The sequence below is a fragment of the Achromobacter sp. genome, from assembly GCF_032102605.1.
Lineage (GTDB): Bacteria > Pseudomonadota > Gammaproteobacteria > Burkholderiales > Burkholderiaceae_B > Achromobacter.
Window position 1 is genome coordinate 98,767 of record NZ_DAMDGT010000003.1, and the last position, 25,638, is coordinate 124,404.

The window sequence follows — 25,638 nt, forward strand, 5'->3', positions numbered from 1 at the left end:
CTCCATGGACCCGTCCCAACTGACCCGAATCACCGGCGGCCAGCCCCATCCGCTGGGCGCCACCAGCGATGGCCTGGGCGTGAACTTCGCCGTGTTCTCCGCCAACGCCACGCGTATCGAGCTATGCCTGTTCGATCCCAAGGGGCGCAAGGAACTGCGCCGTTTTGACATGCCCGAATGCACGGACGAGATCTGGCATGGGTATCTGCCCGACGCGCAACCCGGCCTTGTCTATGGCTACCGCGCGCACGGCCCCTACGATCCGCAGAACGGGCATCGCTTCAATCCCCACAAGCTTCTTCTGGACCCCTACGCGCGCCAATTGAACGGCCCCCTGCACTGGAGCCCCGCGCTGTTCGGCTATCGGATGAACCATTCGCGGCTGGACCTGAGCTTCGACCGCCGCGACAGCGCTCCGGCCATGCCCAAGGCCATCGTCGCCGACGAGATTCCGTTCAATTGGGGCAACAGCGAGCCGCCGGGGACGAGCTGGAACGACACCACGATCTACGAAGTGCACGTGCGCGGCGCCTCGATGCAGCGCGAAGACCTGCGCCAGCCGTTGCGCGGCACCTGCGCCGCGCTGGCCGATCCGCGCTTCATCGAGCATCTGCAGCGGCTGGGCGTCACGGCGGTGGAACTGCTGCCGGTGTACGCGTACCTGCAGGACCACTTCCTGACCGAACGCGGACTGCGAAATTACTGGGGCTACAGCACGCTGTCGTATTTCGCGCCCGAGCCTTCTTACCTGATGCAGCACCCGAACGAGCTGCGCCTGGCCATCCGCCGCCTGCACGCGGCGGGCATCGAGGTCATCCTGGACGTGGTCTACAACCACACCTGCGAAGGCAACGAAATGGGGCCGACGCTGTCCTGGCGGGGGCTGGACAACGCCAGCTACTACCGCCTGATGCCGGGCGAGGAGCGCTACTACATCAACGACACCGGCTGCGGCAACACGGTCAACATGTCGCACCCGCGCGTGCTGCAGATGGTGACCGATTCCTTGCGCTACTGGGCCACGTCGTACGGCGTCGACGGCTTCCGCTTCGATCTGGGCGTGACGCTGGGACGCGAAGGCAACGGCTACGACCCGGGCTCGGGCTTTTTCGACGTCATCCTGCAGGACCCCGTGCTTTCCCGGCTGAAGCTCATTTCCGAACCCTGGGACATCGGCCCGGACGGCTACCAGCTGGGCAACCATCCACCCGGGTTCGCGGAATGGAACGACAAATACCGCGACACCACCCGCCGCTTCTGGCGCGGCGATGAAGGCATGCGCGGCGACATGGCGGCGCGGCTTTGCGGGTCGCGCGACATCTTCGACCGCCGTCATCGCCGACCGTGGTCCAGCATCAACTACGTCGCTTCGCATGACGGCTTCACGCTGGCCGACATCGTCAGCTACGACGGTAGCCACAACGAGGCCAACGGCGAAGGCGGCAACGACGGCCACTCCGAGAACTACAGCCACAACTGGGGCGAAGAAGGTCCGACCGAAGATCCGCAGATCCTGGAGACCCGAGGACGCATGCAGCGCGCGCTGCTCGGATCCGTGCTGCTGTCGGACGGCACGCCGATGGTGCTTGCCGGCGACGAGTTCGGCAACAGCCAGGACGGCAACAACAACGCCTACTGCCAGGACAACCCGATCTCCTGGCTGGACTGGACGCAGGCGCAAAGCGACGAGGGCCGAGCGCTGAGCCGCTATGTAGGCCGCGTGACTGCCCTGCGCCGCGCCCATCCCAGCGTGCGCACGGCGCGATATGGAGACGCGGGCCAGGAGATCCTGCCGGGCATCCCCGCCATCTCGTGGTTCGACGCCTCGGGCGCCCCGCTCGAAGGGGCCGCGTGGGAAGCGGAACAGGAACGCGTGATGGGCCTGCGGCGGGCCGCCGCCGGGCTGGATGGCCGCGTCGACGTGACCCTGCTCCTGATGAATCCCACCCCCGAGCCGGTGTCATTCACCCTGCCCGAACCGGCGATTTCCTGGAGCCTGGAATTGGACTCCGACAAGCCCGCGGCGCCTGCGCCGTGGGACGAGCCGGCAGTGACGATTGCGCCGCACAGCCTGGTCCTGATGGCCCAGCGCCAGGATTCCGGAGACGCGCCATGACGCACGCCTATTCCTATGGCGCGGTGCCGCTGGACAGCGGCGTCACGCGGTTCCGCCTTTGGGCGCCCAGCGCGCCTTCGGGTCTGGCGCTGGAGGTCGAGGGCCATCCGCCCATCCCCCTGCGCCCCGGTGCGGACGGCTACACCCAGGTGGACGTGGACTGCCCGCCGGGCTCGCGCTACCACTACCGGCTGGACGCGAACACCGTGATCCCGGATCCCGCTTCGCGTTTGCAGGAGGGCGACGTCCACGGCGACAGCATCGTCGTCGCGCCGGGCGCCTACCGCTGGCGCCACCCGGACTGGACGGGCCGCCCGTGGGAAGAAACCGTGATCTACGAAGTCCATGCCGGCTTGGCGGGCGGCTATGCGGGCTTGATCGGCCGGCTGCCGGAACTGGCGGCGACGGGCATCACCATGCTGGAATTGATGCCCATCGCCGACTTTCCGGGCGAACGCAACTGGGGCTACGACGGGGTGCTGCCTTATGCCCCCGATACCGCCTACGGCAAGCCCGAAGATCTGAAGCGTTTGATCGACACCGCGCACGGGCTGGGCATGGGGGTCATGCTGGACGTGGTTTACAACCACTTCGGGCCCGACGGTAATTTTCTGTCGCAATACGCCGCGCCGTTCTTTCGCGACGATATCGACACGCCGTGGGGCGCGGCGATCGACTTCCGGGAGCCGGCAGTCAGCGCATTCTTCAAGGAGAACGCGCTGTACTGGTTGACTGAGTACCGCTTCGACGGCCTGCGCCTGGACGCGGTCCACGCGATCGCCGGCCACGAATGGCTGCACGAACTGGCGCATTTCGTGCGGGACGGCGTGTCGGCCGAACGCAACGTGCACCTGGTGGTGGAAAACGACGACAACCGCGCCAGCCTGCTGCGTGGTGATTTCGAAGCGCAATGGAACGACGACGCCCATCACGTGCTGCACCATCTGCTGACCGGCGAGGATCGCGGCTATTACGCGGACTATTCCGTAGAACCCGCGCAGGCGCTGGCGCGCTGCCTGTCCGAAGGCTGGCTCTACCAGGGGCAGCCGTCGGCCTACCGGGGCGGCCAGCCTCGGGGCGAACCCAGCGCGGACCTGCCGCCCACGGCCTTCGTGCTGTTCCTGCAGAACCACGACCAGACCGGCAACCGCGCTCGCGGCGAGCGCCTGACCGCCCTGGTGGACAGCCCCCAACGGCTGCGCGCCGCCGTGGCGCTGCAACTCCTTTCGCCGCAGATCCCGTTGATCTTCATGGGCGAGGAACGCGGCGCCCGCGCGCCCTTCCTGTACTTCACCAGCCACACCAACGCGGCGCTGGCCCAGGCCGTGCGCGACGGCAGGCAACGCGAGTTCGCGGCATTCCCGGAGTTCTCGGGAGATACGCCCGCAACGCAGGTGCCGGATCCGAACGACCCCGCCACGTATCAAGCCAGCGCCCCGTGGCGCGACGATCCGGACTCGGCCGAATGGCTGCGCGACTACACCGCACTGTTGCAGTTGCGCGCACGGCTGATCGCGCCCAGGCTGGCGGGCGCCGTCAGCCTGGGCGCCGCGGCCGTCGGCGACCGCAGCGTGTTTGCGCGGTGGGAATTGGCTGACGGCGCGCGCCTCACTGTCTATACCAATCTGGGGCCCAGGCTCCAGACGGTGCCCGAATCGCTGAAGCCCGGTCCGGACGTCTACGCGACGCTGCTGTACGAATCGCCGGCTGGCGGCCGCGATCGGCTGGAACACGGCGAGCTGTGTCCCGACTGCACCGTGTGGCTGCTTGAGGAGCCCGCATGACTCGCGCCAGCACCCAAGAAGATGGCTTATCCGCGCTGGCGGCGGACGCCGGCATCGCGGAGCATTGGACGGACGCCCGCCAGCGCCCGCAGCGCGTCGAGGCGGACACCCTGCGCGCGCTGCTGAAGGCGATGGAGTTGCCCGCCGATTCCGCGCACGACATTGCCGATAGCCGCCGCCGTCTTGCGGCCCAGTCCGCCGACGCGCTGCCGCCGATGATCGTCACGCGTTGCAATGCCAAAACCCCCTTGCCGCGAACCGCGCGCGGCTCCTATCGCATCCTCTGCGAGTCCGGCCGTATCGTGGACGGGCAGATCCAGGCGGGCACTACGCCGTACCTGGTGGCGCCTGACGAGCCCGGCTACCACCGGCTGCTGCTGGTGTCAGCCGAATCGACGCTGGCGGTCGCTCCGGAACGTGCGCCCAGCCTTGCCGACCTGACCGGCGCCAGCCGGCCGCGCTGCTGGGGTCTGGCGGCGCAGGTTTACAGCCTGCGCCAGGATGCGCGCGCGGACGTGCCGCGCACGCATGGTTTCGGCGACTTCGGCGCGCTGCGCGAGCTTGCCGTCGCCGCGGGCGAGCAAGGCGCGGACATGCTGGCAATCAGCCCCGTCCATGCGATGTACGCCGCCCAGCCCGAGCGCAGCAGCCCCTATTCCCCTTCCAACCGACTGTTCCTGAATGTGCTGTACGCCTCGCCCGAGTCGGTGTTGGGCCGGGATGCGATGATGCGCGCGCTGTCGGGCATCACGCCCGCCGATCTCAGCGCGCTGGACGGGCTGGACCTCGTCGACTGGCCCGCGGCCGGCGCGGTTCGGATGCAGGCGCTGCGTGCGCTGCATGCGCAGTTCGCCGGCAACGGCCCCGCCGGACTGCGCGCGCGCTACACGCAGTTCTGCTCCGCGCGGGGACAGGCGCTGCGCGACCATGCGGTGTTCGAATCGCTGCACGCGACGCGTCGGGCGCCGGACGGAACCGTGCCGCCTTGGCAGGCATGGCCAGCCGCGTTGCGCGATCCGGCTTCGGCGGAAGTCCGACGCTTTGCGCAAGACCATCCGCTGGAGGTCGACTTCCATCAATTCGCCCAGTGGCTGGCCGCCGAAAACCTGGCGGCTGCCCACAAAGCCGGTCGCGAGGCCGGGATGCGGCTGGGCTTGCTGGCTGACTTGGCGGTGGGCGGCAGCCCCGATGGCAGCCATGCCTGGAGCCGGCAGGCCGACCTGATGGGAGGAATGTCCATCGGCGCGCCGCCCGACATCTACAACCCGCTGGGCCAGAACTGGGGGCTGACCGCCCTCTCGCCACGCGCGCTGCAGTCCAACGGCTATTCCGCCTTCATCGAGATGCTGCGCGCCGTGCTGGCCCATACCGGCGGCGTGCGCATCGACCACATACTGGGCATGGCGCGGCTGTGGCTGGTGCCGGAAGGCTCCGCGCCCTCGGGCGGCGCCTATCTGCGCTACCCGCTGGACGCCCTGCTCGCGCTGATTGCCCTGGAGGCGTGGCGTCACCGCGCCTGCGCCGTCGGCGAAAACCTGGGCACCGTGCCCGAGGGCTTTGACGACCGTCTGAAGGACAACGGCCTGCTGGGCATGAACGTGCTGTGGTTCATGCGCCAGGCGCCAGACGCCCAGCCCACCGCGGACACCCCGGCCGGCTTCACGGCCCCTGCGGAATGGCCGCCGGATGCGGCCGCCATGACCACGACGCACGACTTGCCCACGCTGCGCGGCTGGTGGGAAGAGCGCGATATCGACTGGCGCGTCAAGCTGGATCTATTGGGCGCGGACGACGACGAGGAAAGCCTGCGCGCGGGCCGCGCGCTGGACCGCGAACTGCTGGCGCGCGCCTTGGATCCCGATGCGAAGGCTCCGCCCGCCCAGGCGCCGATCCCGGAACTGCTGCGCTTCGTGTCGTCCTGCCGCTGTCCGTTGCTGCTGGTGCCTATGGAAGACATAGCCGGCGTGCTGGACCAGCCGAACCTGCCCGGCACCATCGACACCCATCCCAATTGGCGCCAACGGTTGCCGCTGAGCATACGCGCCACCTTTGCAGACCCCGCCGCGCAGGAACGCCTGGATGCCGCGCGCGCCGGAAGGAGACAGTCTTGACCACTCCGCAAGCCACCGCCCGGTTGCAGCTTCATGCAGGCTACACGCTGGACGACGCGTGCGCCCAGGTGGACTACTACGCGGACCTGGGCGTCAGCCATCTTTACCTGTCGCCCATCACGCGCGCCCGGGCCGGGTCCACGCACGGCTACGACGTCATTGATCACGCCATCGTGAATCCGGAACTGGGCGGCGAGTCCGCCCTGCTCCGGCTGGCCGCCGCCGCGCGGGCGCGCGGGCTGGGCCTGATCGCCGACATCGTGCCCAACCACATGGCGGCGCACCCGTCCAACGCGTGGTGGCGCGACGTCCTTGCCAACGGCGAGGCAAGCGCCTGGTCCAACTGCTTCGACATCGACTGGAACCCGCCGTCGCCGGCGCTGCACGGCAAGGTGCTGCTGCCCGTGCTGGGCGACCCCTACGGCGTGTCGCTCGAGCGCGGCGCCTTGACGCTGCAATGGGACGACGGCGCGGCCGAGCCCGAACTGGACGTGACGGGGCAGCGCTACCCGATCGCGCCGTCAACCGTACCGGCCGGCGTCGATCCGCAGGAATGGCTGCGCGACCACGATCCCGCGCAGCCCGAAGGACGTAAGCGCCTGCACGCGCTGCTGGAACGCCAGCACTACCGCCTGGCCTGGTGGCGCACGGCGCCGGACATCATCAACTGGCGGCGATTCTTCGAAATCAGCGAGCTGGTCGGTGTCCGGGTGGAAGACGAATCCGTGTTCGATGCCGTGCACACGCTGGTCCTGCGCCTTTATGCGCAGGGCGTTCTGGAGGGGCTTCGCATCGACCACATCGACGGCCTGGCCTCGCCCGGCGGTTACCTGCGCCGTCTATCGGCGCGCCTGGCCCAGGCCGGCGCTGACCGCCCCGCCCCGCTGCGCCAGGCGCAACCGTATCTGGTGGTGGAAAAGATCCTGGCGCACGGCGAAGTGCTCGATCCGCGTTGGCAAACGGACGGCACGACGGGCTATGACTTCATGGACCAGGTCGGCGCGCTGCTGCACGCCCCGCAAGCCGAACGTGCGCTGCGCGCCTTCTGGATCGCGCTGACCGAAGACGACCGCGAGCCCGGAGAGCAGCTGCGCGCCGCGCGCGTCCGGATGCTTGCCCGTCACTTTCCCGCCGAGCGCCAGGCGCTGGTGCGGGAGCTTGAACGCATTGCAGCTCAGGATGCAAGGACGCGCGACTGGACCTCGACGGCCATCGATCGGGCGCTGAGCGCCCTGCTGGCCGCCTTTCCGGTCTATCGCACCTATGCTGAAGACGAAGGCAGCAACCCCGCGGACGCCCGCTGGCTCGCGACCGCGCTGGCAGGCGCCGACACGGCCCTGGCCGCGCGCGAAGGTTCCGCCGACGCCACGCTGCTCGCCCAGATCGCGCAGTGGCTGGACGGCGATCCGCAACACCAGACGGCGCTGCGCCGCTTCCAGCAACTGACGCCGCCGCTGGCGGCCAAGGCGCTGGAAGACACGCTCTTCTATCGCCACGGGCCGCTGCTGTCCCGCAACGAAGTGGGAGCCTCTCCGAATCAGTTCAGCCTGTCCGCGGATGACTTCTACGACGTGTGCGCCACCCGCGCCCGCACGCATCCTAACGCCATGCTGGCCACCGCCACGCATGACCACAAGCGCGGCGAAGACACCCGGGCCCGCCTTGCCGTGCTGAGCGAAATGCCGGACCGCTGGCGGCAGCTGGCCAGCGCCTGGATCAACGCGTTGCCGGCCGGCATGGCGCCCGCCGATCGCTACATGCTGCTCCAGACGTTGGTCGGCGCCTGGTCGCCCGATTGGGACGCGGACCCCTCGGCGCACGATGCCGACGCGCTGAATGGTTGGCTGGAGCGCATCGGTCAATGGCAGACCAAGGCGCTTCGCGAAGCCAAACTGCACACAAGCTGGACCGATCCGGACCCTGCATATGAAGCGGCCGCGCAGGAATGCCTGGACTATCTGGGCAACGACGCGCGCGGCCGCGAGCTGCTGGGCGAGATCGCGGCGTTCGCGTTGGAGCTGGCCCCGGCAGGCATGATCAACAGCTTCACGCAGACGGTGCTGCGCAACACCTTGCCGGGTGTGCCGGACCTGTATCAGGGAACCGATCTGTGGGATTTCAGCCTGGTGGATCCGGACAACCGGCGCCCGGTCGATTACGCGTCGCGCGCCGCCCTGCTGGCGGAAGCCTCTCGCGAAGTGGCCATGGATCTGTCCGTCTCGGCGTGGCGTTCGGGTTCGGTCAAGCAGGCGCTGATCCACCGGCTGTTGCTTGCGCGCCAACGGGTGAACGCCCCTTTCCAGGGCGGCGATTTTTACCGGGTGCGGGTGGACGGAAGCCAGGCCGGTCACGTGGTGGCATTCTTGCGCCAGCACGAAGGTCAGACCGCATTGATCGTCGGCGCGCACCTCTGCGCGCTGGAGCTGGCATGTTATGCCCGGGGCGATGCCGAGCAGGCGCGCGCGTTCTGGGGGGACACTGAACTGCGCCTTCCTAGTGGCACGCCGCGCGTTTCGCTGCACGACGCCTTGACGGGCCGCCGCTTGCGGGCAGGCGCGATCGACCGGCTGCTGGTGGCCGACATACTGCGCGACGGCCCTGCGGCGCTATGCCTGGCGGCCTAGGGCCCCTTGGAACTCAGAGTAAAAGCAAAAGGCCCCGGCCGCGCCACGGAGAAGGCGCGGCCGGGGCCGTCACGGCTGCGCAGAATCTCGCAAACTGCACGCGAGTTCCGCGCAGGCAGCTCGCTTAGCGCTGCGTCCGATTTTGGTCCGACGACTGGCCCTGCTGATTGCGATCCTTCTCCATTTGCTGGCCAGATTGTCCGGGTTGCTGGCCCGGCGACTGGTTACGGTCCTTCGGGTTCTCCTGGGACTGTTGCTTTTGCGGCTGCTTCTGCTGGTCGGGTTGGTTCTGGTTGGCCATTACACGTCTCCTAGTAAGCGGAGATATTCCGCGCCTACAAGGGAGCAACTGCCGTGCCTGCAAGATTTTCAGCCAGGGCGTGTTGACGGGCACGCAGAAGTCGCGCGCCCGGGGTGCGGGCGGGCAAGTACTACCGGGATCGTGTTTGTGGGGACGGACCGCACGGATGCAAATTGCGGTCAGTCGGTAAAAACTGCCCTGGCGCTATAGCGTGGCCGGGTGACGCAGCGGGCGGCCGGGTTCGACGTCCTGCCCGGGGCCGTCAAAGGCTTCCAGCCATGACGACGCATAGGTGGCCGGCGCCGCCAGGGGTTCGCCGCCGTCGCGCTGCGTGCGCAGGCGCAGGATCAGTTCATCCAGCGGCATCGGACGACCCAGCGAAAAGCCCTGTCCATAACGGCAGCCCGCAGCCCGCAACGCAGGAATATCCGCCACGTTTTCAACGCCTTCCGCCACCACGCGCCAGCCCAGTCGCGTCGCCAGCTCGGCGGCGGCGCGCAGGACTTCGAAGGCCACGGCGCTGCGCCGCATACGCGTGACGAAGTACTGGTCGATCTTGACCTCGGAAAGAGGGATCGCCGACAACAGCTTCAACGAGGCATGTCCGGTGCCGAAATCGTCCAGACTGACCTCGCAGCCGGCCTCTTCCAGCCGCAGCAGCGACGCCCGCAGCACGTCCAGGTCGCGGATGGGCTGGTCTTCGGTAAGTTCCACGCGCACCAGCGACGGCGGCAGTTCCGCCACGCGGATGCGGTCCAGCAGGAATTCCACCGACCGCGCCTCCGACAGCGTCGTGGCCGGTGCGTTGATTGCCAAGGGAACGGCAACGCCCGCGCGTCGCAGGGTTTTCAGCGCGTCGATCACCCGCACGCATACGCGCTCGAAAAGAACGGGATCCAGTCCAAGCCGGTTCACCGCGGGAATGAAATCCGCCGGCATCACGATACCGAGCTCGGGATGCTGCCATCGGGCCAGGGCTTCGGCGGAGACGATGCGGCCGGTCAGCAGGTCGACCTGCGGCTGCAAGAGCACGCGCAGACCGTCCCGGCCGTTGATCATGGCGGCGATTTCCGCGTCGCTCACCACGGGGTTTTGGCAAGACTCTGTGTTCATCATGGCTTGCTCCAGGCGCGCGTCGATGTCGGTTCCGCACTGTCCGGGCACGGGTCGACGCGCATTCAATCCGTGCATTCTGCGCCCAGTCGTCGGCAAAGTCACACAGATGTAACCATCGGTGTTAAGGTGCGCAAATTCATGTTTGGCGCGGCTCTCCGGCGATTCATGCCGCACGTCCACTGACGTCTTGTCGACATGGTAGGGTTTGCGTCTTCCGGCCTTGCCGGCCTTGACCTCGCTGCAATTTCTCCGCGTGACAAAACTGCTCTCCCGTTGGCGCGCATCCCTGCGCAATGTGCTGTGGCTCGATGCCCTGCAAGCCGCCGCCATCAGCGCGGCACCCGTCATCCTCGCCGTGCTGGCGCACGAACCCCGCCTGGGCTGGACCGCCATCGCGGCGTTCTGGGCCTGCTTCGGCGACCCCGGCGGGCCTTTGCGCAGACGGGCGGGCTCCATGCTGGCGCTGGGCCTCATTGGCGCCCTCTTCTGCCTCCTGGCCAGCGTCAGCGCGCCCCATCTATGGCTGTTGCTGCCGCTGACTTTCGTCTGCTGCACTTTCGGCGGGTTGCTGCGCGTGCTGGGTCCTGCAGCCGCCATCGTCGGCACGTTGCTGTCGGCCGGCTTCGTGGTGGCGGCGGAACTGCCGGCGCCCACGCTGGCCGAGAGCCTGTCCTACACGATGTTCTTCCTGGCCGGCGCGGTGTGGGCGATCCTCATGACGGCGCTGGTCTGGCGCCGCCGCCCCTGGAAGGACGCCACCCATGCCGTCGCCCATTGCTACCGCGGGCTGGCGGACTTCGCCGACGCGTTGGCCCGCATGTATTCCGGATTGGCTCCCGCCGGCGGGCCGCAGGCCTGGAGCGCCGTCACCCGGCCGCAGCGCAGCGCCCAGCGCGCGGCACTGGAAGCCGCTCGCGTCCGCATCCGTGAAGTGCTGGACGCCCGCCCGTCACGCCGCACCCGCGCGCATCAATTGCTGTACCTGCTGGACAGCGCGGAAGACAGCTTCATCGCCCTGGTCGCCGCCGCCGACCTGCTCGAAACCCATGCGCCCCGCTGGCTGGGCCGAAGCGCCGGCGCGCATCTGTCGCATGCGCTGCATCGTTACGCCAGTGTCTGCAACGCCATCGCCAGCACGTCCGACGTCAGCGACGCCAAGCAGGCCGAATGCCTGCGCGAGCGCCTGGCGCACTACAACGCCGGCCTGCGCGACCTGCGCGGCGGCGCCATGGCCTACGCCCCGGATCTTTCCATGGTGGTGCCCGTGCTGGATCGGTTGCTGCACAACGCCCAGGCGGTCTCGCAATCCCTCTTCGACCAGGGCGCGACGCCGGCGGCGCCGGCGCGCAGCGCGCAGGATGCGAGCGGCGCGCGCCAGGCGTGGCGCACCCTGCGCCAGAACCTGCGGTTCGAATCCGATGCCTTCCGCCATGCCTTCCGGGTGGGCGTGGGCGCCACCATCGCGGTCGCGCTCTCGAAGACATTCGCGGTCAATCACGGCTACTGGATGTCGCTGACGCTCGTCTTCATCCTGCAACCGTACTTCGCCACCACCTGGCAGCGCACGGTCGAACGCGTCATCGGCAGTGTGGCGGGCGCCATCGGCGCATCGCTGCTGGGCCTGCTGCTGAGCACGCCTCTGTCGGTGGCCCTGGCCGTGCTGCCGATCGCACTGGGCACCTTCGCGGCCCGCACCGTTCATTACGCCCTCTTCACCTTCTTCCTGACCTCGCAATTCGTATTGGTCAGCCACATTCAGCAGCCCGAGATCTACGAGCCGATGCTGGCGGCCCTGCGCGCCTTCAACAGTGTGCTGGGCGGCATCCTGGCGCTGCTTGTCGGCTTTCTGGTCTGGCCGGAAAAGGAGCCTCGGCAATTGGCGGGCGCCCTGACGCTGGCACTGCAGCGCCATGCCGATTACGCGCTGGCGCTGACGCAGGATAAAGGCGGCGACGACACGGCGCGCGATATCGTCGGATTGCGCAGGCTAGCGTGCCTGTCCGCGGACAACGCCGAAGCCGCTTTGCAGCGGCTGCAGCAAAACCCGGTGCATCGCGACCGGAACGTGGATACCGCCGTGAACCTGCTCAATGCCATGCGCCGCATCACCGCGGCGGGCACCGTGCTGGAAATCCAGCCGTCCCTGGCCGCCGACTCGTCCGCGGCGTCGGCCCTGCGTGACTACGGACCGGCGCTGGCGCACGTGCTGCATCCGGTTGGTCCCGCGCCCACGCCCGGCGCCCGGACGCTCGCGGTGCCGGGCGCCATCGCCGCGGCCGACCCCGCGCTGGCCGCCCCGCTGGAACGCATCGCTCAGCAGGCGCGGCAGATCAGGCAGGTGCGCGACCGCGTGCAGCGCGAACAGCCACAAGCTTGAGCGCCGGCTCGCAACGCGGCTATCCGACGCATTGCGGCCTGCCCTTGGGCCGCCTTGCGCCGCCTTCGTGAAACGCCAGCACGCTTGACGCGCATCAATGGGCCGCCCTTGGTTAACGGCAACCATACGGACATGGAACGCTTTTAACCAAGGAGGCCCTCCATGTATCGCCGCATTTCCGTCCACCTGGACCACGGATTCGACTGCGCACGACGCACTGCATTGGCGCTTGGGCTGGCCAAGCGCCACAAAGCCGAACTGTTGGGCGTATACGCCAGTTCCGCGCCACCCCAGTACTACTACGGCGAGTCCGTCATGATGTCCCGCACGCTGAATGTCATAAAGGACATGCAGGCGCAAAATCGCGGTGCGGTGCAGAACGCTTTTCTCGATGCCGCGGCGGCCGCTGACGTGCCGGCAATCGTCCGGGCCGGCGACTCCTCGCCCAGCGCCACCGTCGCCCGGCTCGGCCGCGCCAGCGACCTGATCATCGTCAGCCAGCAGAATCGCGACGACGTCGAGGCCGCACACGAAAACGAATTTGTCGAGCAGACCCTGCTGTCGGCGGGCCGCCCCGTCCTGGTGCTGCCTTCCAGCGGCCAGTTTCCCGTCGTCGGAGACCGGGTCATGCTGTGCTGGGATGGCAGCCGCGAAGCCGCGCGCGCGCTTGCCGACGCCGCGCCTCTCTTGCGTGGAGCTGCGCACGTGGTCGTGCTGACCATGGACGAAGGCGTCTCAACCCGCAACATCGACGCCATTCCCTTCGAAGACCTGGCCACGTACTGCGTCGCGCACGGCATTCCCGCGCCGGACCACGTGCGCCGCGACATCAAGGGTGTCGGCGTCGGTAGCACCATCCTCAATGCCGCCGCCGACTACAGCGCCGACCTGATCGTCATGGGCGCATACGGCCACAGCAAGTTCCGTGAATGGGCAATGGGCGGCGCCACGGCTTCCATCCTGAAAAGCATGACCGTCCCCATCATGTTCTCGCACTGACGCGCGGCGCTTGACCGGGCAGCGCGCCCGCTTGGCGCGCCCGGGTCGAGCGCTACGCGGCCTATCGCGGCCCGGCCTGTTGCGGCCCGGCCGATCGCGGCCCGGCCGATCGCGGCCCGGCCCAAACACTTCACGCCGCTTCGGGCTGCGCGTCGCGGACCGGCGTCAACACAGGCTTGCCCGCGAAATGCGCCGAGGCGTTGTCCAGGAACAGTGCGACCGTGGCAGCCACTGCCTCGGGTGAGCGGCCGGCGCTGTGCGGGGTGAGCACCACGTTGTCCAATTCCTTCAGTGCATCCGGCACCGACGGCTCGCCTTCCACCACATCCAGTCCCGCGCCCGCAATGCGTCGTTCGGCCAGCGCCGAGATCAGGGCCTGCGTATCCACGACGCTGCCGCGCGCGATATTGATCAGGTAGCCGTCCGGACCCAGCGCGTCCAGCACTTCCGCGTCAACCAGGTTGCGCGTCGCCGGGCCGCCAGGAGTGGCCACCACCAGGAAATCGGACGCGGCGGCCAGCGCGCGCGGGGTGTCGAAATACGCATAGCCCGATTCGGGGCGCGCCCGCCGGTTGTAGTACCCGACGCTCATCCCGAAACCGTTCGCGCCGCGTCGCGCGATTTCCATGCCGATCGTGCCCAGTCCCATGATGCCCAGGCGCTTGCCGCTGACCTGCGGACCCATGTAGCCGCTCCAATGGCCCTTGCGCACCCAGGCATCGGCCTGCGGCAGGCGGCGCGCGGCGCCCAGCAAAAGCGCCATTGCGTGGTCCGCGACGGAGACGGCGTTCGCGCCGGGCCCGTTGGTCACGACGATGCCGCGGTCCTGCGCGGCGGCAAGATCGATGTTTTCATAGCCCACGCCCAGCGAGCACACAATGCTCAAGCGGGGCATTGCAGCCATTTCATCCGCGTGCAATCCCGTCGCGCCGCGCGTCAGGACGGCGCGGATGTCGGCGCCGTACTCGGCGATGGCCTGGGCGCGGGATGCGTCGGTGGGAGCAAGAATCGGGCGAAAGCCCCGGGCTTCGATGGCGGGCAGGTAGTCCTGAACGCTGTCGATCAGGATCAGTAAGGGAATGCTCATGACAGGCTGCGGGTAAGAGTGAGGGCTACGAAAAAACCCGCAGATATTACGCCTCGCGGCCAGCACGCGCCATCGTTGCGGCCACGGCCCGGTCAACAGGTCGACGCCTCGCTGCGCCGGACCCGCCAAGTTTGAATGCAATAAGGGCCGCCCTGACACGGGCAGCCCTGTAGAGGCATCCCGCGCCAGGGCGGGCCTGACGAAGACGCCGATCGCCGCACGGACCACCACGCGACTTGCGCAAGGCGGCCCGCGCAAGGCCGACTCGCGCACTGCGGCAGTCAGGTCGCTATATGCGTCCCATGAGAAGCAGCACGATCAGCACGATCACGACGATGCCCAGCAGGCCGCTCGGGTAATAGCCCCAGCTGCGGCTGTGCGGCCACGCGGGCACGGCGCCGATGAGCAACAGGATCAGGATGATAAGCAGGATGGTCGACATGGTGACTCCTCGTCGTTATTGATTCGAATTGTTCGGCGGCATGCATCCGTCAGGTTTCTTTCGGCGGCACGATTTCCTTGACCGGCGGCGACAAGGGCGGCAGGTCCACGTCCGGCTCATCCGTATCCGGGTCGACGGGAAGGTCTCCCGGCGGCGAGCCGGGTGGTATCGGATCCGGCTTGGGCGGCACATGTAATTGCAGGACGGTTTGCATTGCACTCTCCTCAGAGGATTCTTCGAGGGCGGCGCCGCCAGCACGGCGGGCGTCTGGGCGGCACTGTTGCCGACCACGTCATCAGCAAGCTGCGTGCCCAGACCGGAATCTCGCCCGGGAATCCGTGGGCGGGAACGCGGCATGCTGTACGCCCGCGCCGCCCGCGCACACGGAGATCGAATGAGCACCCGCACGCACCCCGAAACGGCGCCGACTGCCCGCGACGAGGTCTCGCTGACTTATGTGGACGACACGCAAGCCGGTTACACCCGCGTTCGCGTCAATGGACACACTTTCCATTACCTGGACCTGCAGGGCAGACGTATCTCGGACGAAGCGGAGATCCTGCGTATCAACGCCCTTGCGATTCCGCCCGCGTACCAGGAGGTGTGGATATGCCCTTCCCCGAACGGCCATCTGCAAGCCACGGGCCGTGATGCGCGGGGCCGCAAGCAGTACCGCTACCACGCCGCGTGGACGGCGGTACGGGACGCCACGAAATACCAGAACCTGCTGTCCTTCGGCCTGGCGCTGCCGCGCATCCGGCGCCAGGTGGCGCGCGACATGAAGATCCCGGGCCTGACGCAGGACAAGGTGATCGCCGTACTGGTGCGTCTGCTGGAGATCACCCTCATCCGCATCGGCGGTCGTGAATATGCCCGCGCCAACAAATCGTATGGACTGACGACGCTAAAGCGTCGTCACACGACGGTTGCCGGCAGCCGCTTCCGCTTTCAGTTCCAGGGAAAAAGCGGCGTTCCCCATGACGTCACGGTCAACGACCGGCGCGTGGCCAGGGTCATCCGTCGGTGCCTGGACATTCCCGGTCAGCAGCTTTTCCAGTATCTGGATGCGGATGGCGAACGGCATCCGGTCGACTCCGGCGCCGTGAACGCCTATCTGCGGCAAGCCGGTGGCGGCGAATACACGGCCAAGCATTACCGAACCTGGTCGGGGTCGGTGTTGGCGTACGCCGCGTTGCAGGCGCGCCCCTTCGTGGATGAACGCCAGGCCAGGCAGGAAGCCGTGGACGTCATCAAGCAGGTGTCCAAACGCCTGGCCAACACGCCAGCGGTTTGCCGCGCGTGCTATGTGCATCCCGCCATCCTGGAGTCCTATCTGTCTGGGACGCTGCCTGCGCGCACGGCAGCCCCTGCCGGACCGCGCGGGCTGGACGCCGACGAGCGGCGCCTGCTGGCCTTTCTGCAACAACGGAGCGCGGATGATGCGTGATCACAAAATCGAAGAGCGCGCGTTCTTTGCCCGCGGTTGCGGCGCGGAGCCGTCGGCCCAGTTCGATTCGGTCTTGTTGTCCACCACCGCCCGCTTGTCGCGGCCCGCTTCGTCGGGCGTGCGGGCGTCGGGTTTCTCCGGTTGTTTCGGCACATCGACGGGACCGCTCGGCGGCAGTATCTTAGCGTTGTCCTCCGCCGGTTTTTCCGAGCGCGCGGACGTTGCGGACTTGGTTGCGGATGTGGGTTTCATCGGTATCTCCTGCCAGATTCGAACCTTCATCCTACGGCTGCAAGCCTGCGCGGAACACTGTCAAGACCTTCAAATTGCAAGCGGATGTGCCGACCGGCCCGCCACGGCTGTCGGGCCGGGTGGCTGCGGCCGTTCACAAGGAGATGCAATGCGAGACTCAAACTTCGAGCAATGTGTGCAAGCCTGCTATGAATGCGCCGTGGCGTGTGACCAGTGCGCCGCCGCTTGCCTGGAGGAAAACGCGACGCGCATGAAGCACTGCATCAGCCTGTGCACCGACTGCGCCGACGTGTGCCGCCTTTGCGCAGCGATGCTCGCCAGGGATGGCGAATTCGCCACCGCGTCATGCACGTTGTGCGCGTTGGTATGCGATGCCTGCGCGAGGTTGTGCTCCACGCACGAGGCCGAGCATTGCCAGGTCTGCGCGGGCGCTTGCCTGGCATGCACGCTGGCTTGCAGGGACATGGTCGAGGCGTGAAACCTCGTCCCGCCGCGCGGCCGCCCGGGCCGGTCGCGATGGCGCATTTTCCGCCCGACAGTCAGGAGCTTTCGATGGCCACGACGAATACCCCCATGCCTTCCGACTTCCCCGAGAACGGCCCCGACGATCGTGGCGCCTACAGGCGCTCGCGGCATCCCGAAAGCTGGATCGATGAACTGGAAGCCACGCTAAGCGACAGCTCCACCGACCTGGAGGCTTTGAAAGCGCGATTGTCCGATCAGCTTCAAGCCACGCGCAGGAGCCTGCGGGATGCCTCGGACAATGCTCACGACCTGATGCGTGAAACCCTGGACTGCACCGAAGAGTACATCCATGCCCGTCCCTGGCAGGCAATTGGCCTGGCGGCCGGCGCGGCTTTTCTCCTGGGTGTCATCGTGGGTCGCCAATAGGCTCCGGCGGGCCGCCGGGAACGGCGTTTGCTCGACTCCCAGGCTCAAGGCGCATCCCGCGCCTCCCCATGGGAGATACGCATGAGCAAACCCAAGAGCGCCCAAACCGGCGACCGCCCGCACCCCACCCCGCCCATGCCGGGCCAGCATCTGGATGAAAATCCGGGCGTCGAAGCCGACATGGTGCTCAAGCCCCAGTACAAAGCGCCAGGCTACAAGGGCAGCGGCAAACTCAAGGACAGGGTCGCCATTGTCACGGGCGGCGATTCCGGCATTGGGCGCGCGGTTAGCGTATTGTTCGCTCGCGAAGGCGCGGACGTGGCCGTGGTGTACCTGGACGAACACGAAGACGCCAAGGAAACCAGCCGCGCCGTTCAGGCCGAGGGCCGGCAGTGCCTGCTGATCCCCGGCGACGTGCAGGACGCTGCCTTCTGCAAGGAAGCCGTGGCGCAGGTGGTCAAACATTTTGGCAAGCTGAATGTGCTGGTGAACAATGCGGCCTATCAGCAGCACACCGACACCTTGCCGGAAATCAGCGATGAAAAGTGGGACAAGACGCTGCGCACCAACATCACCGCCTATTTCTACATGGCGCGCGCGGCGCTGGAGCACCTCAAGGAAGGCGACTCCATCATCAACACTGGCTCGGTGACGGGGCTGAGGGGCAGCGCCAAGCTTCTGGACTACTCGTCGACGAAGGGCGCCATCCACGCCTTCACCCGATCGCTGGCAGGCAACCTGGCCAAACAGGGCATACGGGTCAATGCCGTGGCGCCTGGCCCGGTGTGGACGCCGCTGAATCCGGCTGACCAGAGCGCCGAGGCAATCAAGGCCTTCGGTGAAAAGACCGATCTGGGCCGACCGGCGCAGCCCGAGGAAATATCGCCGGCCTACGTATTCCTGGCTTCGCCGGAATGCTCGAGCTACATCACGGGCATTGTGTTGCCCATTACAGGCGACGCCGGCGACTGACGCCGTCCGACATCCTGGGCGCCCTCGCGTCGGTGACCTTACTTTTCCGGCACGACGGATGCGGGCGCCTTGCGCGACGCCGGCGATACGGGTGGGGCCTCGCCCTTGGTGGCGGGCTGTATCTTGTCGCCGTTCATCACAGGCTCCTGTTTGAGGGCGCGGCTCATCGAGTAATGGTCCGCCAGCATCGGCAGTGTGCGCACGGCGAAGTCCCGGACCTGCGCGTCTTCCGACTCCTTGGCCGCCGTCTCGAACAAGCGGTTCGCCGTTGCGTGCGCATCCACCGCCGCCTTTTCGATATAGAGCTGGTCAAACGCTGCGCCCGTCTTCGATTGCAGCTGCTCCAGCGTGGCGCGGTCCGGTTCGCTTGGCTGACCAGGCAGCGACACATTCCTGGCGGTGGCCAGCGCCTTCAGTTCCTTGTTGACGGCGCCGTGCTGGCTCAGCATCTTGGCCGCAAACGCCTTCACCTGCGCGTCCTGCGCCCGCTTGGCCGCCAGTTCCGCGGCCTGCACTTCGAACATGCCCGCGCCCGATGCAGCCTGCAGGAAGCGCGCGTCCGACGCGGCCAGCTCAGCGGCATGCGACAAGCTCGCTGCGCCCGCCATCAAGGCTGCCGCGGCCCACCGCGCCAGCAGGGTTCCTGGTTTCTTTTTCATTGTTCTTCACTCCTGGTGTCGCCCGGACTCGACCGGGTCAGCATTGATCGCTCAGTTGGCGGTCGACGGCGCTTCGACGCGGCGCGGCGGCTCCAGCGGATCGAAGTCCTGCCACTTGCCGTCCTGCCAACGCCCGTTTGCCCGCTCGATGTCGGTGCCTCCGGCAGCGCGCAGGATCTGCCTTGCCTGCCCTTCCCTTGCCGCATCCACGTGCAGGGCCAGCATCACGCCGGCCTGGCGCACGGGCGGATGCGTCTTAACGGGCTCGCCTGCCGCGACCTGCGCCCGTTTTTTGCGTCCGATCACCCTCAATGCGCCCACCAGCGCGCCGATGTAAGCGCCGACGCCCGCCGCCGCGATGGTGATGAATATGGAAGATGACAGGCGCGACGCAATCAGGCCGCCCAGCAGGGCAAAGACCAGCCCCAGCAAGGCGGCGCCCGCCACGGCGCCAAAGTGTCCGCCTTTGGAGTCCGGGTCGGCCAGGCGGTCGCCTCCCAGCGGAAAGTGGCCGTGCTCGCCCGCGATGCTGACGTAGAAAGTATGGATGTCGTCCTCGGTGTAGCCCTCGGAAAACAGCCTTTGGGCCGCCAGCGAGGCTTCGTCGAACGTCTGGAACCGTGCAGCGACAATCAAGGACATGGCAGTCTCCGGGTTGAGATTGGGCTGCTCACAGCAACTTCCATACCCGGGTGATCGCGGCACGGCGCTTGCTGTGAAAGCATCGCAACGCAACGTCGCGTTGCAAAACTTCACTGCCCCAGGCTTCGGAGACCACCATGCCCCGCCTACCCGATCCAGACATCTCCCCGCCCGACGAAAGCGGCCGCCCGGACCTCGGCCCCAGCGATTCCTCGGATTCCGCCAGCGACCTGCCGCCCGGCCGCGCCCACACCGACAGCGACTCTCAGGCAACGGGAGAACGCGAAAGCGTGGAGCCGGACGCTCCTGAAGACGACGGCGCCGATGTCGCGCCTGACCGCATCACCGATGCCGACGAAGCCGGCATCTCGCGCGATGCCCCCGATCCCGTACGCAATGGCGGCTGACGGGCAGTGATTGCGCCGCCACGGCCGGCCACGGGCGCAGCGCGCCCGCCACCAAGGACACACCATGGATATATCGCGCGATGAGGCTCCCTACGAGACGAGCGCCGTCCCGGACGACGACGAACCCGCATCCGTGCTGGATGCCGGCAGACGGCCGCTGTCCGTCCTGGACTGGGCGGCGTTGATCGCCGTCGTCGCGGGCGGCCTGAACTGCGGCCTGATCGCCGCGGTCGACCTGGACGTCTTTGCCAAGATCCTTCCCTACGCGGCGTCACGCGCCATTTACGGACTGATCGGTCTGGCCGCGCTGTATTGCGTGGTGCTGCTGTTCCGCCTGGGCGAAGAAGGCGCCGACGTGCCCCAGTAGCGCAGACTGCGCCGCCCATGTGGATACACGCGCCGGGCGCACGCCTGCGTTGCTCGACACTGCCGTCTATTCAGTTCCCGGGCGCTTGCCGGGATACTGCCCGCCTTCTTCGAACTCCGGCCCTTGGCTATTCGGCTTTTTGTCCGAATGCCGCTTGGCGGCCGGCTTGTCATCCCCGGGCTTGTCCGCGCCGAATTGCCCGCTCTGGCGAGCTGCCTCGGTGTCGTCCTTGGGCGTGTTGGCCTTGGACTCCGCAGGTTTCTGTTCGCTTTTGCTCGTCATTTGCACTCTCCTTGTTGCTCGACCGGTCCGCCGTCGAGACCGGTCCGCCACACCTTGCGCAAGCGCCATGCCTGAAAAATCCAGGCACGGCGCTTGCTCTGGTGAACGTGGGTCCGAACCAATCCGGACCGTTTACGAAAAGGAGTCTGTCATGAAGCTGTCCAAAACGATTTGCCCCATCATTGCCCTGGGTCTGTCCGCCCTGGCGTTCCAGGCTTCCGCGCAAACCGGCGCCGCCGGCATGCGCACCGACGACCAGATCGACAATCAGTACAAGATGGACAAGAAGCAGTGCGACGGGATGAAGGGCAACGCCAAGGATGTGTGCCAACAGCAGGCCGAAGCCACGCGCGACAAGGCCAAGGCGGACTCCAAGGCCGCCAAGGAGAAGGCCGAAAGCTCGCATGACGCGGCGAAGACGCGCAACGAAGCCGACTACAAGGTCGGCAAGGAAAAATGCGATGCGCTGTCGGGCAATGCCAAGGATACGTGCATGGCCGAGCTCAAGACCCGCTACGGCAAGTAAGCCAGGCGGCTATACCGAACCCCGGGTCGACGTGCCGGCCTGGGGGTTCTCGCCAGGTAGCACGTACCCCGCCGCGGCATATTCTTCAAGACGGTTGTAAAGCGTCTTGGGGCTGATGCCCAAGACCGCCGCCGTCTGCTTCTTCACGCCGTTGCACCGCTCCAGCGTGGCCAGGATCAGACGGCGATCCGCTTCCGCCAGCGTTTCGCCCACGGGCACGCTGACTTGCCCGCCTGTCGCCTCGCCTGCGGGCGAGACGTGCGGCGCCAGCATTTCCAGATCCAGCACGTCGCCGTCCGCCATGATGAAAGCGCGCCGGACAAAGTTCTTGAGTTCGCGCACGTTGCCCGGCCACTCGTACTGGTCGAGCGCCGCGGCTGCTTCCGGAGAGAAATCCTTCTTCTTGCCAGATTCTTCGTTCAACGTCTGCAGGAAGCGCTGAGCCAGGAACAGAATGTCGCTGCCGCGGTCGCGCAACGCCGGCAGCTCGATGGGAAACACGCTCAACCGGTAATACAGGTCTTCGCGCAGCCTGCCCTCTTGCACCGCCTGCTCGGGATTGCGGTTGGTGGCCGCCACCACGCGAATGTCGCAGGCGATCTCGCGGTTGGTGCCCACGCGCATGAACTGTCCGGTCTCCAGCACCCGCAGCAGTTTCACCTGCAGGTCCAGCGGCATTTCCGTGACTTCATCCAGAAACAGCGTTCCGCCATCGGCGCGCTCGAAGTAACCCTTGTGCTGGCGGTCGGCGCCGGTGAAGCTGCCGCGCTCGTGGCCGAACATCTCGCTTTCGATCAGGTTGGGCGAAATGGCGCCGCAGTTCACGGCAATGAATGGCCGCTGCCGGCGCGGGCTGAGTTCATGGATGGCGTGCGCAGCCAGTTCCTTGCCCGTGCCGCTTTCGCCGATCAGCAACGTCGTGACGTTGGTAGGCGCCACCCGGCCGATCTGGCGATACAGCTCGAGCATACGTTCGGACTTTCCGTACAGCTTGCCGAAGCGCCCAGGTTCTTCAAAAGGCGTGCCGGGCATTTCGCCGCCGGCGTTCGTCATGATGCGCTTCAGGATCTCGGCCAGGCGCTCCATGCAGATGGGCTTGACCAGGTAGTCGGTGGCGCCAAGGCGCAGCGCCTCTACCGCGTTGTCGACCGTGCCATGGCCGGTCATCACCACGACCTCGGCGCTGCTGACAGCGACGTTCTTGAAAATGTCCATGCCGCTGCCCCCGGGCAGGCGGACGTCCGTCAGCACCAGGTCCGGCGCCTGTCGTTCAAGCTGGATCAGGGCGTCCTTGACGCTTGCCGCCAGAGCCACCGAAAACCCGCTGTCGCGGCCGATTTCGGCCAATGTCTCTCGAATCGCATCGTCGTCATCGACGATTAGCAGGTGAGGCATGCTATCTCCGTATCTCCGTATGCCGTCTTGACCATCAGGTTAATCACTATGGAGGCGGTCGGCGCAAATATTTGATAACTTCCATCAAAGTTTTCCATTGCTTGCAACTCGTCGCATTCAGACAGCTGGCGGCCTTCTACGATTACCCCATTACAGTCCAGTTCGGAGGCAGGAACCCGCATGGCCACTCGCAATACCGGGACGCGCGCCAGCGCACCGCCGCCCGCCTCCGTCTTCGCTGACACAAGCGGCTTGTCACCGCAAATGCGCAAGCTGGGCAACCAGATCGCCTTGGCTGCGGCCACCGACGCAAGCGTGTTCATTATCGGCGAAAGCGGCGCAGGCAAGGAGATCGTTGCCCGCGCCATCCACGATGCCAGCGAACGCCGCAATCAGCCGTTCGTCGCCGTCAACTGCGGCGCGATCAGCGGCACGCTAGCGCATGCCGAACTCTTTGGCCATGAAAAAGGCAGCTTTACCGGGGCCGTATCGCAGAACGCCGGCTATTTCGAATACGCCAGCGGCGGCACCCTGTTCCTGGACGAAGTGACCGAAATGCCGCCGGACATGCAGGTGCATTTTCTGCGTGTGCTCGAAGTCGGCACCTACCAGCGCGTCGGCGGCACCGATCTCCTGCGCGCCAATGTCCGGGTTATCTGTGCCAGCAACCGCGACCCGGCCGCGTCGGTCGCCGACGGGCGGCTTCGGCAGGACTTCCTGCACCGGCTGCTCGTCATCCCGTTGCGTGTTCCGCCCCTGCGCGAGCGCGGCGACGACGTCCTGGTGCTGGCTAACCAGTTCCTGGATACGCTCAATGCCCAGCACGGCACCCAGAAGACGTTCTCGCCGCACATGCTCGAAGCGATCCAGCATCATGACTGGCCTGGCAACGTGCGCGAATTGCGCAACGTCGTCCAGCGCGCCTACATCATGGCCGACACGCAGCTTGACACCGATCTGCTGACGCGCACCCGCAGCGCCAACCAGGCCCAACTGCGGGACGGCGCGCTGAACTTTCCGGTGGGCATGCCGCTGGGCCGGGCGCAACGTGAATTCATCCTTGCCACCCTGGCCCATCATGCCGGCGACAAGCGCCTGGCGGCCGATACGCTGGGCGTCAGCCTGAAGACTCTGTACAACCGGTTGGACGTTTACGAAAAAGACGAACCGGAACCCGACGCGTAAGCCAGGGCAGTTCTTACCTGACCTTGTAATACTGGCTTCGCGCACCGCCCGCCCAGCGCCTTCCCAGCCCGCAATCGCAGTTGGCATGAATCTTGCATCTATGAAGGGATGAGCCGCCTTCTTTTCTTTTTATGGCGGCCGCCCTCCAGGAGACTTCGATTGGGCCACCCGATGCAAGAACTTCGTCTGCGCCAGCAAATGACGCTGGCGCCGCGCCTGCAGCAATCCGTCAAGCTGCTTCAGATGTCGGCGTTGGAGTTCACCACTGCGGTGCAACACGCGCTAGCCAACAATCCTTTTCTTGAGGACCCGGAAGAAGCCGATGCCGAGACCGTGGCGGCCGCGCCCGGCTTGCGCGGCGAGGCCGGCGGAGTTCTGGAAACTGAACCCCTGCCCGAGCCGACCGCCGCAAGCGAGAGCGCGGAACCCGAAGAGTCTCCGCCCGATGCTCCCGCGTATTCGGGCGACTATCCCACGCACTCAACAAGCGGCGGTGACAACGATCTGGGTCAGTGGGCCTGCGCCAGCGTGTCGATGCGCGAGCGCCTGTCGTCGGAACTGGGCAACTATCATCTTGAGCCGCGCGACCGCCTGCTGGCCGAGTTCATCATCGACGCGTTGGATGACGACGGATACCTGCGGGTGCCTTTGACCAACCTGTGCAATACCGTGGACGCGGACATCAGCCCTACTCCAGAAGAAGGCGAATGGCTCGCGGCGCTGCGACTGGTGCAGCAGCTCGACGTCCCGGGCCTGGCGGCGCGCGACCTTCGCGAATGCCTGTCCCTCCAGCTTGCCGCCTTGCACGACGAGGACGAAGGCACGCGAGCGCTTGCCCTGCGCATCGTGCAGGAACACCTGGATCGCCTGGCCAAGAACGACTGCGTCGGTTTACGCCGCTTGCTGAACTGTTCCGACGACGCGGTGCGCGACGCTTGCGCGCTGATCCGGCACCTGGATCCCAAACCGGGCAGTCGCTACAGCGGCGAGGCGCCCGTGTACGTGGTGCCTGACGTCTTCGTCGACAAATGGCAGGGGCGCTGGCGCGTGCTGCCCAACCGCAGCGCCATGCCCCGCGCGCGGCTGCATAGCGCCTACGCTGACTTGTTCCGCCGCGCCCGGCTGGACGACCGCAGCCCCATGGCGCAGGAGCTGCAGGAAGCGCGCTGGCTGGTGCGCAATGTTGAGCAGCGCTACACCACCATCCAGCGCGTCGCCGAGGCGATCGTCAAGCGCCAGCAGATGTTCTTCGAGTATGGCGAGGTTGCGCTGCGGCCCCTGATGCTGCGTGAAGTGGCGGACGACTTGAACATGCACGAATCCACGGTCTCGCGTGCGACGGTCAGCAAGTACATGACCACCCCGCGCGGCGTCTTCGAATTCCGTCATTTCTTCTCGCGCGAACTGGCGACCGAGTCCGGCGGTTCATGCTCGGCGGCTGCGGTGCGCGCGCTGATCAAGGAAATGGTCGAGGCCGAAGATCCGGCCATGCCGCTGTCCGACGTGGCGCTGACGCAGCAGCTTGCTTCCAATGGCATTCTTCTCGCTCGACGCACGGTGTCGAAGTATCGCGGCCAATTGCGGGTGCCGCCGGCCGAACTGCGGCGGCAGCACTAGCGCCGCCCTGGCTGCGAACAGAAAAAAGGCTTCCCGCGG

General features: G+C 66.8%; 25 protein-coding genes. 15 read left to right on the forward strand and 10 right to left on the reverse strand.

Translation table 11 applies throughout. The features are described 5' to 3' along the window. The first annotated feature begins 4 nt into the window (after window positions 1-4). Genes glgX through treY form a run of 4 tightly spaced genes read left to right on the forward strand, consistent with a single transcriptional unit; the run spans window position 5 to window position 8,635 of the window. The gene (glgX, locus tag RT614_RS08375) at window positions 5-2,116 is read left to right on the forward strand and encodes a glycogen debranching protein GlgX (RefSeq protein WP_313621650.1); all 2,112 of its coding nucleotides are present in this window, start codon (window positions 5-7) and stop codon (window positions 2,114-2,116) included. Further along, window positions 2,113-3,900 carry a malto-oligosyltrehalose trehalohydrolase gene (gene treZ / locus RT614_RS08380; protein WP_313621651.1) on the forward strand — a complete coding sequence of 596 codons (1,788 nt, stop codon included), beginning with the start codon at window positions 2,113-2,115 and terminating at the stop codon, window positions 3,898-3,900. The genes glgX and treZ overlap by 4 nt, the downstream gene beginning before the upstream one ends. Next, entirely contained in the window at window positions 3,897-6,011 is a 2,115-nt protein-coding gene (gene malQ / locus RT614_RS08385) for a 4-alpha-glucanotransferase (RefSeq protein WP_313621652.1), read from the forward strand. The genes treZ and malQ overlap by 4 nt, the downstream gene beginning before the upstream one ends. Further along, the gene (treY, locus tag RT614_RS08390) at window positions 6,008-8,635 is read left to right on the forward strand and encodes a malto-oligosyltrehalose synthase (protein WP_313621653.1); all 2,628 of its coding nucleotides are present in this window, start codon (window positions 6,008-6,010) and stop codon (window positions 8,633-8,635) included. Before malQ ends, treY begins: the two co-directional genes overlap by 4 nt. A gap of 124 nt (window positions 8,636-8,759) precedes the next feature. Here treY and RT614_RS08395 read toward each other — a convergent pair whose 3' ends face one another. Then, window positions 8,760-8,936 carry a hypothetical protein gene (locus tag RT614_RS08395; RefSeq protein ID WP_313621654.1) on the reverse strand — a complete coding sequence of 59 codons (177 nt, stop codon included), beginning with the start codon at window positions 8,934-8,936 and terminating at the stop codon, window positions 8,760-8,762. A gap of 204 nt (window positions 8,937-9,140) precedes the next feature. Beyond that, window positions 9,141-10,052 carry an EAL domain-containing protein gene (locus RT614_RS08400; RefSeq protein ID WP_313621655.1) on the reverse strand — a complete coding sequence of 304 codons (912 nt, stop codon included), beginning with the start codon at window positions 10,050-10,052 and terminating at the stop codon, window positions 9,141-9,143. A gap of 253 nt (window positions 10,053-10,305) precedes the next feature. Between RT614_RS08400 and RT614_RS08405 the strand changes: the two genes are divergently transcribed. Both RT614_RS08405 and RT614_RS08410 read left to right on the forward strand, forming a co-directional pair. After that, on the forward strand, window positions 10,306-12,429 hold the full coding sequence (locus tag RT614_RS08405) for an FUSC family protein (RefSeq protein WP_313621656.1): 2,124 nt from the start codon (window positions 10,306-10,308) through the stop codon (window positions 12,427-12,429). A gap of 162 nt (window positions 12,430-12,591) precedes the next feature. Further along, a complete protein-coding gene (locus tag RT614_RS08410; protein WP_313621657.1) occupies window positions 12,592-13,428 on the forward strand; it encodes a universal stress protein in 837 nt (278 codons plus the stop codon). Between the two features lie 130 nt (window positions 13,429-13,558). Here RT614_RS08410 and RT614_RS08415 read toward each other — a convergent pair whose 3' ends face one another. The 3 genes from RT614_RS08415 to RT614_RS08425 all read right to left on the reverse strand — a co-directional run bounded on the left by RT614_RS08415 (window position 13,559) and on the right by RT614_RS08425 (window position 15,171). Beyond that, the gene (locus tag RT614_RS08415; RefSeq protein WP_313621658.1) at window positions 13,559-14,515 is read right to left on the reverse strand and encodes a 2-hydroxyacid dehydrogenase; all 957 of its coding nucleotides are present in this window, start codon (window positions 14,513-14,515) and stop codon (window positions 13,559-13,561) included. Between the two features lie 289 nt (window positions 14,516-14,804). Next, entirely contained in the window at window positions 14,805-14,957 is a 153-nt protein-coding gene (locus RT614_RS08420) for a DUF3309 family protein (RefSeq protein ID WP_076520934.1), read from the reverse strand. Window positions 14,958-15,006: 49 nt separating this feature from the next. Beyond that, window positions 15,007-15,171 carry a hypothetical protein gene (locus RT614_RS08425; RefSeq protein ID WP_313621659.1) on the reverse strand — a complete coding sequence of 55 codons (165 nt, stop codon included), beginning with the start codon at window positions 15,169-15,171 and terminating at the stop codon, window positions 15,007-15,009. 180 nt (window positions 15,172-15,351) lie between these two features. Here RT614_RS08425 and RT614_RS08430 point away from each other — a divergent pair, with 180 nt between their 5' ends. After that, window positions 15,352-16,404: a DNA topoisomerase IB gene (locus RT614_RS08430; protein WP_313621660.1), complete on the forward strand. Its 1,053-nt coding sequence runs from the start codon at window positions 15,352-15,354 to the stop codon at window positions 16,402-16,404. Here RT614_RS08430 and RT614_RS08435 read toward each other — a convergent pair whose 3' ends face one another. After that, the gene (locus RT614_RS08435) at window positions 16,405-16,656 is read right to left on the reverse strand and encodes a hypothetical protein (RefSeq protein WP_313621661.1); all 252 of its coding nucleotides are present in this window, start codon (window positions 16,654-16,656) and stop codon (window positions 16,405-16,407) included. A 148-nt stretch (window positions 16,657-16,804) separates the two neighbouring features. Here RT614_RS08435 and RT614_RS08440 point away from each other — a divergent pair, with 148 nt between their 5' ends. From RT614_RS08440 to RT614_RS08450, 3 genes are all read left to right on the forward strand, one after another. Then, complete coding sequence (locus tag RT614_RS08440) at window positions 16,805-17,134, forward strand: four-helix bundle copper-binding protein (protein ID WP_313621662.1); 330 nt, start codon at window positions 16,805-16,807, stop codon at window positions 17,132-17,134. 74 nt (window positions 17,135-17,208) lie between these two features. Then, entirely contained in the window at window positions 17,209-17,547 is a 339-nt protein-coding gene (locus tag RT614_RS08445; RefSeq protein ID WP_313621663.1) for a glycine zipper domain-containing protein, read from the forward strand. 81 nt (window positions 17,548-17,628) lie between these two features. Beyond that, window positions 17,629-18,519, forward strand: coding sequence for an SDR family oxidoreductase (locus RT614_RS08450; RefSeq protein WP_313621664.1), 891 nt, complete (start codon window positions 17,629-17,631; stop codon window positions 18,517-18,519). 38 nt (window positions 18,520-18,557) lie between these two features. Here the strand turns inward: RT614_RS08450 and RT614_RS08455 are convergent, their stop codons facing one another. Both RT614_RS08455 and RT614_RS08460 read right to left on the reverse strand, forming a co-directional pair. Continuing rightward, window positions 18,558-19,178 carry a DUF4142 domain-containing protein gene (locus tag RT614_RS08455; RefSeq protein ID WP_313621665.1) on the reverse strand — a complete coding sequence of 207 codons (621 nt, stop codon included), beginning with the start codon at window positions 19,176-19,178 and terminating at the stop codon, window positions 18,558-18,560. A 51-nt stretch (window positions 19,179-19,229) separates the two neighbouring features. Then, window positions 19,230-19,820, reverse strand: a complete 591-nt coding sequence (locus RT614_RS08460; RefSeq protein WP_313621666.1) for a hypothetical protein — start codon at window positions 19,818-19,820, stop codon at window positions 19,230-19,232. A 137-nt stretch (window positions 19,821-19,957) separates the two neighbouring features. Here RT614_RS08460 and RT614_RS08465 point away from each other — a divergent pair, with 137 nt between their 5' ends. Both RT614_RS08465 and RT614_RS08470 read left to right on the forward strand, forming a co-directional pair. Then, on the forward strand, window positions 19,958-20,227 hold the full coding sequence (locus RT614_RS08465) for a hypothetical protein (RefSeq protein WP_313621667.1): 270 nt from the start codon (window positions 19,958-19,960) through the stop codon (window positions 20,225-20,227). A gap of 64 nt (window positions 20,228-20,291) precedes the next feature. Continuing rightward, window positions 20,292-20,594, forward strand: coding sequence for a DUF378 domain-containing protein (locus RT614_RS08470; RefSeq protein WP_313621668.1), 303 nt, complete (start codon window positions 20,292-20,294; stop codon window positions 20,592-20,594). A 66-nt stretch (window positions 20,595-20,660) separates the two neighbouring features. Here the strand turns inward: RT614_RS08470 and RT614_RS08475 are convergent, their stop codons facing one another. Further along, window positions 20,661-20,876, reverse strand: coding sequence for a hypothetical protein (locus RT614_RS08475; RefSeq protein WP_313621669.1), 216 nt, complete (start codon window positions 20,874-20,876; stop codon window positions 20,661-20,663). 151 nt (window positions 20,877-21,027) lie between these two features. Between RT614_RS08475 and RT614_RS08480 the strand changes: the two genes are divergently transcribed. Beyond that, complete coding sequence (locus RT614_RS08480) at window positions 21,028-21,402, forward strand: hypothetical protein (RefSeq protein ID WP_313621670.1); 375 nt, start codon at window positions 21,028-21,030, stop codon at window positions 21,400-21,402. Between the two features lie 9 nt (window positions 21,403-21,411). Here RT614_RS08480 and RT614_RS08485 read toward each other — a convergent pair whose 3' ends face one another. Next, window positions 21,412-22,797 carry a sigma-54 dependent transcriptional regulator gene (locus RT614_RS08485; protein WP_313621671.1) on the reverse strand — a complete coding sequence of 462 codons (1,386 nt, stop codon included), beginning with the start codon at window positions 22,795-22,797 and terminating at the stop codon, window positions 21,412-21,414. Window positions 22,798-22,977: 180 nt separating this feature from the next. On the opposite strand from RT614_RS08485, the gene RT614_RS08490 reads away from it, so the two are divergent. Beyond that, window positions 22,978-23,982, forward strand: coding sequence for a sigma-54 dependent transcriptional regulator (locus RT614_RS08490; RefSeq protein WP_313621672.1), 1,005 nt, complete (start codon window positions 22,978-22,980; stop codon window positions 23,980-23,982). 171 nt (window positions 23,983-24,153) lie between these two features. Next, window positions 24,154-25,599, forward strand: a complete 1,446-nt coding sequence (locus tag RT614_RS08495) for an RNA polymerase factor sigma-54 (protein WP_313621673.1) — start codon at window positions 24,154-24,156, stop codon at window positions 25,597-25,599. Window positions 25,600-25,638 lie beyond the last annotated feature (39 nt).